11 protein-coding genes are annotated in these 10,815 nt (G+C 64.0%); all 11 read left to right on the top strand.

The window, feature by feature from the left end; genetic code table 11:
- Nucleotides 1-64: 64 nt before the first annotated feature.
- The 11 genes from LQ249_RS18615 (at nt 65) to LQ249_RS18565 (ending at nt 10,771) form a co-directional block, all read left to right on the top strand.
- Nucleotides 65-658, top strand: coding sequence for a transposase (locus LQ249_RS18615; protein WP_017849144.1), 594 nt, complete (start codon nt 65-67; stop codon nt 656-658).
- Nucleotides 659-717: 59 nt separating this feature from the next.
- The gene (locus LQ249_RS18610; RefSeq protein WP_046489230.1) at nt 718-2,304 is read left to right on the top strand and encodes a ShlB/FhaC/HecB family hemolysin secretion/activation protein; all 1,587 of its coding nucleotides are present in this window, start codon (nt 718-720) and stop codon (nt 2,302-2,304) included.
- 24 nt (nt 2,305-2,328) lie between these two features.
- Entirely contained in the window at nt 2,329-4,128 is a 1,800-nt protein-coding gene (locus LQ249_RS18605) for a DUF2341 domain-containing protein (protein WP_057004371.1), read from the top strand.
- Nucleotides 4,129-4,139: 11 nt separating this feature from the next.
- Nucleotides 4,140-4,565: an ExbD/TolR family protein gene (locus LQ249_RS18600; protein ID WP_017849147.1), complete on the top strand. Its 426-nt coding sequence runs from the start codon at nt 4,140-4,142 to the stop codon at nt 4,563-4,565.
- Between the two features lie 3 nt (nt 4,566-4,568).
- Nucleotides 4,569-5,273 (top strand): energy transducer TonB family protein, encoded by a 705-nt coding sequence (locus tag LQ249_RS18595; protein ID WP_057004370.1) that lies wholly within the window; start codon nt 4,569-4,571, stop codon nt 5,271-5,273.
- 42 nt (nt 5,274-5,315) lie between these two features.
- Nucleotides 5,316-7,016, top strand: coding sequence for a putative porin (locus LQ249_RS18590; protein WP_046383051.1), 1,701 nt, complete (start codon nt 5,316-5,318; stop codon nt 7,014-7,016).
- Between the two features lie 18 nt (nt 7,017-7,034).
- Complete coding sequence (locus LQ249_RS18585) at nt 7,035-7,661, top strand: hypothetical protein (RefSeq protein WP_017849150.1); 627 nt, start codon at nt 7,035-7,037, stop codon at nt 7,659-7,661.
- 20 nt (nt 7,662-7,681) lie between these two features.
- Complete coding sequence (locus LQ249_RS18580; protein WP_046383052.1) at nt 7,682-8,155, top strand: YbjN domain-containing protein; 474 nt, start codon at nt 7,682-7,684, stop codon at nt 8,153-8,155.
- Nucleotides 8,152-9,102, top strand: coding sequence for a peptidylprolyl isomerase (locus LQ249_RS18575; RefSeq protein ID WP_232565753.1), 951 nt, complete (start codon nt 8,152-8,154; stop codon nt 9,100-9,102). The genes LQ249_RS18580 and LQ249_RS18575 overlap by 4 nt, the downstream gene beginning before the upstream one ends.
- 51 nt (nt 9,103-9,153) lie before the next feature.
- On the top strand, nt 9,154-10,131 hold the full coding sequence (locus tag LQ249_RS18570) for a LysR family transcriptional regulator (RefSeq protein ID WP_169864325.1): 978 nt from the start codon (nt 9,154-9,156) through the stop codon (nt 10,129-10,131).
- A gap of 85 nt (nt 10,132-10,216) precedes the next feature.
- The gene (locus tag LQ249_RS18565; protein ID WP_126588320.1) at nt 10,217-10,771 is read left to right on the top strand and encodes a histidine phosphatase family protein; all 555 of its coding nucleotides are present in this window, start codon (nt 10,217-10,219) and stop codon (nt 10,769-10,771) included.
- The last annotated feature ends 44 nt before the right edge of the window (nt 10,772-10,815 follow it).

The following is a 10,815-nucleotide window of genomic DNA, read 5'->3' as shown; positions in this document are numbered from 1 at the left end:
GAGGCGGCCACAAGTCGTCTCCCCAGCCGTCAGCAGGACGCCAGGAGTGGGGCACATGGGAACTATGGAACGTTACTCGAAAGTCGGCATGCAGGAGCTCGATCAGCGCCTGTCGAAGATCGTCGAAGCCGCGCGCAAGAAGCCGGTTTCGGTGTACCGCTACGGCGCGCCCTGGGTGTGGATCGTTTCGCAGGACGATTGGCAGGGCGCTTTGAAGGAAGTCTCCAGCTACATCCCCGCCGGCCATTCGCTGGTGTTGTTGCGCCCGCAGATCGATGCGGTGTTCGACCGGCACCACGACCTGCTGCAGCCCGCACCCGGGATGCAGATCGCGCCGCGCACCGTGTTGCAGATCCTGCTGCTGCAATTGCTGTACTCCGTGCCCAGCGAACAGCAATTGCACGAACAGCTCAATTACAACCTGCTGTTCCGTTGGTTCGTCGGCCTCGACCTGCACCAGAAGGTGTGGGGCATCCAGGTGCTGCAGCGCGATATCGCCACCCTGTTGAGCAACCCGCGGGCGGTGCAATTGATCCAGACCGTCATCGGTGAAGTGTTTTGTGGCGCCTTGCTGCACATGCCGGAGTTCTCGTTGAACTTCGCCTTGTTGCACACCTGGCTGGCACGGCACAGCCAACTTTCGACAACCCGCAATTGAGCAGGCCAAACGCCGTGCAATCGGCGAGGGCGCAACATTTTAGATATTTAGGGGGCTGTGTGGAGCATCTGTTCAAGTCAACGCTGGCGCTGTGTTGCCTGGCGCTGGGCACCTTGGTGCAGCCGGCGCTGGCCGAAGAGGGCGATGCCCCGGCGCGCCGGGTGGACGTCAACGAGTACTTCGTGCGCGGCAATACCGTGCTCGATGCGGCAACGATCGAAGAGGCGGTGTACCCGTTTCTCGGCCCGCAAAAGACCCTGAACGATATCGAAGGCGCCCGCGACGCGCTGCAGAAGATCTACCAGGCGCGTGGCTACCAGTCGGTGTTTGTGGAGCTGCCGGAGCAGAAGGTCGATGACGGCATCGTCTACCTGCAAGTCAGCGAAACCAAGGTCGGCCGCGTGCGGGTGGTGGGGGCCAAGCATTACTCGCCGGTGGAAATCCGCGAGGAAGTACCGGCGCTCAAGGAAGGCGCCGTGCCGGATTTCGCCAGCGTGCAAACCCAGCTGGCCGGGCTCAACCGCAGTGCCGGGCGCCAGGTCACGCCGCTGGTCCGCGAGGGGCAGCGCCCCGGCACGATGGACGTCGACTTGCAGGTGGAGGACCAGAACCCATGGCACGCCAGTATCGGCCTGAACAACGACTACAGCGCCGACACCGAGAAGCTGCGCTCGGTCGCGACCCTGGGCTACGACAACCTCTGGCAACTGGGCCACAGCATCTCGCTGACGTATTTCACCGCGCCCCAGGACAGCTCGAATGCCAAGGTCTGGTCGGGTTCCTACAGCGCGCCGCTGGATGAGCGCTGGACCGTGCAGTTTTCCGGTTATCAGTCCGACAGCAACATCGCCACTATCGGCGGCAGCAACGTGTTGGGCAAGGGCCATTCCTACGGGGTGTCGGCGATCTACAACCTGCCGCTGGACGGGAACTGGGCCAACTCGTTCTCCTTCGGCATCGACTTCAAGGACTTCGACGAACAGCTGAAATTCGGCGCCAGCAGCGACCAGGTGCCGCTCAAGTATGCCCCGTTCACCTTTGGCTACAACGGCTACCGCTACAGCGAAAAATCCCAGCTGGGCCTGGGCTTGAACCTGGTCGTCGGCACCCGCGCATTCTTTGGCTATGGCAGCGACGCCGAAGAATTCCGTGCCAAGCGCTGGGACTCCAGCCCGAGTTTCGCCGTGCTCAAGGGCGATGCCAATTACACCTACACCTTCGCCAACGACTGGCAGTCGGCGTCCAAGGCCGGCTTCCAGTTGGCCTCGGGACCGCTGGTGTCCAACGAGCAGTATTCCGCTGGCGGCGCCACCTCGGTGCGCGGTTACCTGGCGGCGGAGCGCACGGGGGATGAGGGGTTGCTGCTCTCCCAGGAGCTGCGCACACCGTCTTTGGCCAAGTTCCTCGGCAGTTATGTGCAGGAGTGGCGCTTCTACGCGTTCGCCGAAGGCGCGCGCCTGCGTCTGCACGACCCGCTGCCCGAGCAGGAAGACGAATACAGCCTGGCCAGTGTCGGCCTTGGCACCCGCGCCAGTTTGAGCAAATGGTTGTCCGGCAGCCTGGATTGGGGCTACCCGCTGCTCGACGGACCAAACACCCAGAAACAGGACTCGCGACTGCACTTCAGTGTGCAGGCGACCTTCTGACCCTTTTCCCCGGAGATTCTTCCCATGCAACGCCTATTCCTGAGCCTGTTGATCTGCCTGGGCTTCGCGCTCCCGGCCACCGCCCATGCCTGGTGGCAGGACGATTGGCACTACCGCAAACAGATCAGCGTGGACACCACCGCCCAAGGCGCCGCGATCAACCAGGCCCTGGGCCGCACCGCGCTGCTGGTGCGCCTGCACACCGGCAACTTCACCTTTGACGGGGTCAAGGACGACGGCAGCGACCTGCGCTTTGTCGGTGCCGATGACAAGACCGTGTTCAACCACCAGATCGAAAGCTTCGACCCGCTGATGGGCATGGCGCTGATCTGGGTCGATGTGCCCAAGGTCGAAGGCGCTCAGCGCCAGGACCTGTGGATGTACTACGGCAACCAGAAGGCCCCGGCCACCGCCAACGGCCAGCTGACCTTCGACCCGAATTACACCGCGCTGTATCACTTTGACGGGGCCAGCGGCACACCGCCACGGGACACCACCGCCTACGCCAACACCGCGCTGAATGCCACCGGCAGCAGCATCGACGGCGTGGTCGGGCGGGCCTTGCAGTTCAGTGGCCAGCCCTTGCTGTTGCCGGCCAGCCCGTCGCTGCAACATGCCGCCGGTGGTGCCTTCACGTTCAGCGCCTGGCTGCGCCTGGACCAGGCCAGCGGCGAACAGATCGTCCTCGCCCGGCGTGAGGCTCCGCATAGCCTGTTGCTCGGGTTGAACCAAGGCATGCCGTTCGTGGAAATCGACGGCCAGCGCGCCGTCTCGACCCAGCCGCTGAACCCCGGTCAATGGCAGCACCTGGCGTTCACCGCCGAGGGTGAAAAAGTCACGCTGTATGTCAACGGCCGCGAAACCGCGAGCCTGGCGGTGGCGATGCCGGCGTTCAATACACAACTGGCGATCGGCGCCGATCTGCCGGAAGCAGCCGGCCCGCACTTGCCGTTTGCCGGGGCGATGGATGAGCTGCGCCTGTCCAAGGTGGCCCGCCCGGCGACCGTGTTGCTGGCCGATGCGAGTGCCCAGGGCGCCGAGTCGAAACTGGTCGCTTACGGCGTGGATGAAGAACAGTCGGGCTACGGTTTCGGCAGCCTGGGCTTTCTGCTCAACGCGGTGCCGATGGATGCCTGGGTGATCATCCTGGTGCTGGTGGCGATGATGTTCCAGTCGTGGGTCATCATGATTCGCAAGAACCGTATGGTCAGCCGTGTGAGCAGTGCCAACGAGGCGTTTCGCGAGCAGTTCGCGCAGATCGGCACCCGCCTGGAAATGTTCTACGACGACAACGTACTCGCCGAACGCCTGACCCACTCTTCGCTGTGGCGCCTGTACTGCGTGGCGGTCAAGGAGATCCGCACCCGCCGCGCCCAGGGCGCCGACACCTCGTCGGTGTCGGCGGCCACCATCGAAGCCATCCGTTGCTCCATGGACGGCGTGCGTACCCGCGAAAACCAGGCGCTCAGTTCCAAACTGTCGACGCTGTCCAACGCCATCGCCGGCGGCCCGTACATCGGCCTGCTGGGTACGGTGCTGGGCATCATGGTGGTGTTCCTCGGCACGGCCATGGCCGGCGACGTGAACATCAATGCGATCGCCCCGGGCATGGCGGCGGCCTTGCTGGCTACGGCCATGGGCCTGTTCGTCGCGATCCCCGCGCTGTTCGGCTACAACCGCCTGATCACGCGCAACAAGGAAGTCAGCGCCGACATGCGCGTGTTCGTCGACGAGTTCATCACACGCCTGGCGGAGATGCACGGCGAGAGCCAGTTCAGTGAAACGGCGCACCGCGTGCCGCACCACGCGCCGGTTTCGGCCTGAGGAGAATCGCCATGGCTTCCGTAAATGCCTCCCACGACGATGACGACGATGCCGCCGTCGACAGCATCAACATTACGCCCTTGGTGGACGTGCTGATGGTGGTGCTGGTGATGTTCATCCTCACCGCCACCGCCCAGGTCTCGGGCATCCAGATTCACCTGCCCAAGGCCAGCGCCTCGGTGTCGCTGTCGGAGGCCAAGACCAAGGCCATCTCCGTCAACGACGGCGGCCAGGTGTTCCTCGATGCCTACCCGGTCACCCTCGGCGAGCTGGAGGAGCGCCTGCGCATCGAGAAAGCGCTGAACCCGGATTTCCCGGTGATCGTGCGCGGCGACGCCACGGTGCAGTACCAGAAGGTGATCGAGGTGCTCGACCTGCTGCGGCGGTTGGAGCTGTCCCAGGTCGGGCTGGTCACCGGCAAACCGAGCCAGGGCTGAGTCATGACCGCACAGATCCCGATGCCGCCGTTGCCCGTGAAGAACAAGCCGCCGCTGCGCCCGCTGAAGTGGGGCGCCGGCCTGCTGCTGGGCGCCGTGGCTGCCTGGTTTCTCTGGCAATGGGCCAATGACATGAGTGGGGTACGCCGCGAAGCACCCAAGGTGCCGACCATTATCCCGTTGCCGCCACCGCCGCCACCGCCGCCGGAAAAACCCAAGGAACCCGAGCCCCAGGTGGAAGAAAAAGTACCCGAACCGGTGCCCACGCCGGAGCCCGAAGAGGTGAAACCGGCGGAAGAAGCACCGCCTTCGCCGGCCGACGACTTGGCCAACCCGATGCAGATCGATGGCGATGCGCAGTCCGGTAACGACGGCTTCAACATCGGCGCGGGCAAGGGCGGCGGCATGGCCGGTTCCGGCGGTGGTGGCCTGGGTACCGGCACGTACAAGCAATACCTGGCGGGGGTGTTTCAACGCCTGCTGAGGGAAGACCCGGAGTTACGCAAAAAGGCCTACGCGGTACAGGCGGATGTGTGGTTGAGCGCCGAGGGCCAGGTCACGCGTGTGGAGCTGGCCAAGTCCAGCGGCGACCGCGAGACCGACGCCCAGGTGCTGGCGGCGTTGCGTGTACCGCATGCCGCGCAACGCGTTCCAGCCTCGGTGAGCATGCCGGTGCGCCTGTCCCTCAAGGGTCGGCGTCCGGATTGATCGAACCCATTTTTTGCAGTTTTTTACAGGAGTTGCTTACGAATGATTTCCCCCGTGAATCGCCTGACCCTGGCGGTCGGCATGGTCATCGCGACCCTGGTCGGCCAGGCGACGGCCGCCCCGGTCGCCCCTTCGGAAAACGTCACGATCAACCTGATCCGCCTGCTGGTACAGCAAGGTGTGCTCACCCAGGACACCGCCAATGGGTTGATCGCCCAGGCAGAAAAAGAAGCCCAACAGGCACGCCAGGCCAATGCCGCGCCGGTGGTCGCCAGCGGCCCGACGGCGGCGCCTGGCGACGTGCGCGTGCAGTACGTGCCGCAAGCGGTGCGCGACCAGATCCGCGATCAGGTCAAGGCCGAAGTCATGGCCACCGCCAAGCAGGAAAACTGGGCCCAGCCCAATACCTTCCCGGATTGGGTCTCGCGCATCAGCTTTGATGGCGATATCCGCCTGCGTGACGAGTCGCGCTATTTCTCGGGTAACAACAGCAATGAAATCCTCGATTACGCCAAGCTCAATGAGAACGGGCCTTACGACGTCAACCGCAACTCCAACACCAAGTTGCCGCCGCTGCTCAACACCCGTGAAGACCGCGAAAGCCTGTTCCGCCTGCGTGCGCGCCTGGGCATGAAAGCGGTGATTTCGCCGGAATGGACCGCCGGCATTCGCCTGGGCACCGGCTCTGACAATAACCCGGTGTCCACTACCCAGACCCTGGGCGGTGGCTTCGGCAAGAAGGACATCTGGCTCGACCAGGGTTACCTGAGGTGGAAAACCACCGACTACATGACCTTGACCGGCGGGCGAATCGCCAATCCGTTCTACGCCACCGACATGATGTATTCCAACGAGCTCAATTTCGACGGCGTGGCCGCGATCTTCAACCACAAGCTCAGCAACGAGTGGGGTCTGTTCGGCACCCTCGGTGCATTCCCGGTCGAATACACCGCGGATGCCGCCAGCAGCAACGGCAAGGACAAGGAAGACAGTCAGACCAAATGGCTGTTCGGCGGGCAAATCGGCGCCGATTGGAAGATCAACCGCGGCAACAGCCTTAAGCTCGCCGCGGCCTACTACCAGTTCCAGGACATCCAGGGTGAGCGCTCCAGCCCTTGTTCGCCGTGGGCCGGCGCCCCCGGTTGCGACACCGACGGCACGCGTGTGGCCTTTATGCAAAAAGGCAACAGTGTGTTCCTGCTGCGTAACAACACCACCAACCCGGCTGACCCTGTCAGAACGCCAGACCCGCAGTACGTAGGCCTGGCGTCCAAGTTCGACGTGCTGGACCTCAACCTGGTCTGGGACAGCGAACTGCCCAGCGACTTCAAGTTGCGCACCCAAGGCAACTACATCCGCAACCTGGCCTACGACAAAGGCGAAATGCTCAAGCGCAGCGAAGGCCAGATCGTCAACAACATCAACAGCAAGGGCCAGTTTGAAAGTGGCGGCAACGCCATGATGGTGCAGTTCACCCTCGGCAGTGCGCTGGAGATGCGCAAACGTGGCGATTGGAACGTGCTGGCCGGCTACAAGTACATCCAGCCTGACGCCTTGCCCGACGGTTTCAACGACTCCTCGTATCACCTCGGCGGCACCAACGCCAAGGGCTACTTCATTGGCGGCAACTACGGCATCGACAAGAACATCTACGCCAGTGCGCGTTGGCTGAGTGCGTCGGAAGTGTATGGCGCGCCGTTCGAAGTCGATGTGATGCAACTGGAACTCAACACGCGCTTCTGATGCGCAGGGAGATGCCCCATGAACACGCGAATATGCGCGCTGCTGTTGCTGCTGGTTACCACCGGTGCTTCGGCCGAAGGCATGGAAGAGCGCCTGCGCACGCAACTGCGCAGCACCACCCAGCAGTTGCAGGCGCTGCAAAGCGAGCAGGCCCAGGCCAGTGCCGCGCGCCTGGCGGCGGAAAACCAGGCCAAGCAGGCCCAGGCGCAAATCAAGCAATTGACCGCCGAGCTGGAAAAGGCCCGTGGCGTGGCCGAGCAACTCGCCGGCCAGCAACAGAACCTGCACAGCCAGGCGCAAGCCCAGGCGGCGGCGAGCAACGAGCAGATCGGCAAGTTCAAGAAGGCTTATGACGAACTGCTGGTGTTGGCCAAGGGCAAAGAAACCGAGCGCGCACGCCTGCAGGCGCAACTGAGCGAACGTGACACACAAGTGCAGCAATGTTCAGCCAAGAATCAGCAGATGTACGGCGTGGCTCAGCAGTTGCTTGCGGCCTACGAAAAAATCGACGTGGCCGAGGTGATGAGTATTCGCCAACCCTTCGCCAGCGGTGCGCGGGTCAAGTTCGAGGAACTGGCCCAGGGGTTTGGCGACGATCTGTACAAGACCCGCTTCGATGCGCCCCAGGCGGGCGTCAATCATTGATCCACAAGGAAGAGCAGACCATGAACGAATTGATCACCAGCGTCACCGCCCAGAGCCTCACCGAGTTGCTGCAAGAGGCCGGCTACCGGGTCAACCAGAGCGAGCAGAACGGCATCGTGCAACTGCTCAGCGCCAGCCAGGGCATCGGCTTTGCCGTGCGCTTCGGCAACCCGGCGACGGAGCCGGGCAGCTACGTGGATTTCACCTACAGCTGCGCGCTGCGCGTGCAGGGCGACCTGCCCGAAGGCCTGGCCCAGGTGTGGAACGCCTCGCGCCGTTTTGCGCGGCTGTCGGTGCAGGGTGAATTTTTGCTGATGGAAATGGACGTGGTGGTGGCCGGTGTCGGCGCCACGCACCTGCGCAGCCAGTTGGAACTGTGGGACCGCCTGCTGCAGGAATTTATCGTCTACCTGCGTGAGTACAGCCAGCACGCCGCGCAGTTGCAGGCCCAGGCGGCGGCTGAACCTGTGGCTGAAGAGGTACCGGTGCTGTGAAGAAGCGAACCGTGGTTGTCGGCGCGGGGGCGCTGACGTTGCTGGTGGTGGCGGTGGGGTTGAGCCTGCGACCGGGCAGCGACCCGGTCGCCGCTCAGCAACCGGCGCCTGTCGTCACGTCCTCGCCCAACGAGCGTGGCGCGCCGGCGGTGGCACGCCTGGGCAACCAGCAGATCGACGTGCCTGAACTGAAAAGCGTGCTGGCGAGCCTGCCGGCCGAATCCCGTGAGCAACTGCGCGGCAACCGTGGCGCCCTGGAGGGCTGGCTGCGTTCGCGCCTGGCGCAAAAGGCCGTGCTCGAACAGGCCGACGCCCAGGGCTGGCGCCAGCGCCCGGAGGTGGAGCAACAGACCCGCGCCGCCACCGAACAGATCGTGTTTCGCGACTACATGCTCTCGGTCAGCCAGGTGCCGGCCGACTACCCCAGCGCCGCTGAATTGCAGCAGGCCTACGACGCTGGCAAAGCACAATGGATGACGCCGCCGATGTACCGGGTCAGCCAGATCTTCCTGGCGCTGAATGACCCGCAAAGTGTCGACGCGGTACGTCGCCAGGCCCAGGAACTGAGCCGCAAGGCCCAGGCCGCGCCGGGGGATTTTGCCGCCCTGGCCACGCAATACTCGCAAGACCCGGACACCGCCCAGCGCGGTGGCGACTCGGGCTTGCAGCCGTTGCAGCAACTGGTGCCAGCGGTGCGCGAAGCGGTGTCGCGGCTCAAGGTCGGCGCGGTCTCGGAGGTGGTGCAAAGCCCGGCGGGGTTCCATGTGCTCAAACTCACCGCCCAGCAACCGGCGCGCACCGCCACCCTCGACGAACTGCGCGAGCGCTTGACCCAGGCCCTGCGCGCGCAACGCCAGGAACAGATCGCCAAGGCGTATCTGGAAGGCATGCTCAATACCGCGACCTTGAGCATCGACGGCGCGCAGTTGAACCAGGTGCTGGAGTAACCCGCGTCAACCGCATTGGATGCACAAGACCTACAAGACAGGGAGTCTCCCATGGCATTTCTAGAACCGTCTGGCCCCCAGGGGCCTGCACCCTATCGCGAGCCGAGCCAGTCCCGCAGCGCCTGGTTGGCCCTGGCCAACGACATCGAGCCGGAGGTCGCGCGCTACTTTCTGGTGAGTGCGCGCTGCGGCTGTTTCATGCAGGCGGCGCGCAGCCTGAATATTAAGGCGACGCTGCTGCGCAAACGCCTGGCGCAACTGGAGGAACAGCTGCGCCACGTGTTGTTCAGTTTTCAGGGCAACGGCCTGGTACTCAGCCGCGATGGTCAACTGCTGCAGGCGCAATTGATTGCCCTGGCCCATGCGCGGCGCCTGCCGGTGGTGGAGCAACCGCTGATTCGCCTGGCCGTGGCCGAGCCGATCCTGCACGACATCCTCGGGCGCGACCTGATCGCCTTGCTGCGCCGCAACGCCAGCGTGCGCCTGGAAATCATCTCCATCGACAGCCAATTGTCCCTGCAAGCGGTGGACGTTGACGTGGTGCTGTGGCTCTCCGACGCCGATGGCCCCACGCCCGGCCCGAGTTTCCCCACTGCGCCGCCTCAAGTGCTGGCGCGCTTGGAGTACCTGCCGCACATCGCCAAGCGTTACTCGCGGCTGACAACCCGCCCCGACAGTGTCGAAGACCTGGATGACTACATGCTGGTGCAGTGGCAGCCGGATGGGCAGGTGAACGCCTTACAGCCATGGAACACGGTGGTGGCACAGCGCCTGGCCGCGGTCGTGCATGTGCATGCCTATTCGTTGATGCTCGAGATGATCCGCTGCGGCGCCTGCATCGGTTTGCTGCCGCGCTACATGGGCAGCTTCGACCGTGGCCTGGTGGCCTTGCCGGGATTGCTCGCCGAGCCCATGCAGCGCCAGGTGTGGCTGGCGGTGAAAGCGCAGGTGCAGCATGCCGAGGCGGTGCAGATGATCGTCGAGTTGATCACCAGTACGTTCGAGGGGCGGCGGGAGTGGTTTGATTAGTGCAGGATCCGGCCCCGGACGTTGCGTGATCGCCCCAACTGCGCCAGTCTTGGCGGCCTCATCCTTCCTGTAGCTGCGATCCGCGATGCAAGCCACCCGTTTGACTCTGATCTGCCATGCCGTCACGCCGTTGCAAAAGCGCGGCTGCTTTGCCGATGACGAATCGTTGGCGATGGATTGGCAAAACGCGGCGTTATCCCTGGCCGGTCGCTTCAAGAAAAACGTGCGGCTGCGCTGTGGGCCCGAGGCGCGAACCCGTCAGACAGCGAGCTTGTTCGGCGATCGGGCGCAGATCGAAGAGGCCTTGCGCGATGGCGATGTCGGGCACTGGAAAGGCCAGGACATCGCCGCGCTCGACAGCGCCGAACTGACGACCTGGCTCACCGACAGCGCGAGCGCACCCCACGGTGGCGAGTCGGTGGATCGGCTCTGCGCGCGCGTCGCGCAGTGGATGCAGTCGCTGCAGACCGAATCCGGCCATGTCGTGGCCATCACCCATCCGTTTGTCATCCGCGCCGCGTTGCTCTACGTCATGCAGTTTCCCGTCGCGATGTTTTATCGCATCGATGTGGAGCCGCTGTCTTGCACTGAGCTGCGTTTCAACGGCGTCTGGCGCCTGCGCCTGGAAACTCACGCCTGAGTGCGTGAACATGGCAAAATCCACGCCCCGCAATGAGAGCAACC

Source organism: Pseudomonas sp. 7-41 (genome assembly GCF_021233075.1).
Taxonomy (GTDB): Bacteria; Pseudomonadota; Gammaproteobacteria; order Pseudomonadales; family Pseudomonadaceae; genus Aquipseudomonas; species Aquipseudomonas veronii.
The sequence above is the reverse complement of the archived record's forward strand: the minus strand, read 5'-3'. Positions and strand labels throughout refer to the sequence as shown.

Coding starts and splice junctions, on each gene's coding strand:
- LQ249_RS18590 (WP_046383051.1), top strand. CDS start 5,316: ATGATTTCCCCCGTGAATCGCCTGACCCTGGCGGTCGGCATGGTCATC.
- LQ249_RS18595 (WP_057004370.1), top strand. CDS start 4,569: ATGACCGCACAGATCCCGATGCCGCCGTTGCCCGTGAAGAACAAGCCG.
- LQ249_RS18615 (WP_017849144.1), top strand. CDS start 65: ATGGAACGTTACTCGAAAGTCGGCATGCAGGAGCTCGATCAGCGCCTG.
- LQ249_RS18580 (WP_046383052.1), top strand. CDS start 7,682: ATGAACGAATTGATCACCAGCGTCACCGCCCAGAGCCTCACCGAGTTG.
- LQ249_RS18565 (WP_126588320.1), top strand. CDS start 10,217: ATGCAAGCCACCCGTTTGACTCTGATCTGCCATGCCGTCACGCCGTTG.
- LQ249_RS18605 (WP_057004371.1), top strand. CDS start 2,329: ATGCAACGCCTATTCCTGAGCCTGTTGATCTGCCTGGGCTTCGCGCTC.
- LQ249_RS18585 (WP_017849150.1), top strand. CDS start 7,035: ATGAACACGCGAATATGCGCGCTGCTGTTGCTGCTGGTTACCACCGGT.
- LQ249_RS18600 (WP_017849147.1), top strand. CDS start 4,140: ATGGCTTCCGTAAATGCCTCCCACGACGATGACGACGATGCCGCCGTC.
- LQ249_RS18570 (WP_169864325.1), top strand. CDS start 9,154: ATGGCATTTCTAGAACCGTCTGGCCCCCAGGGGCCTGCACCCTATCGC.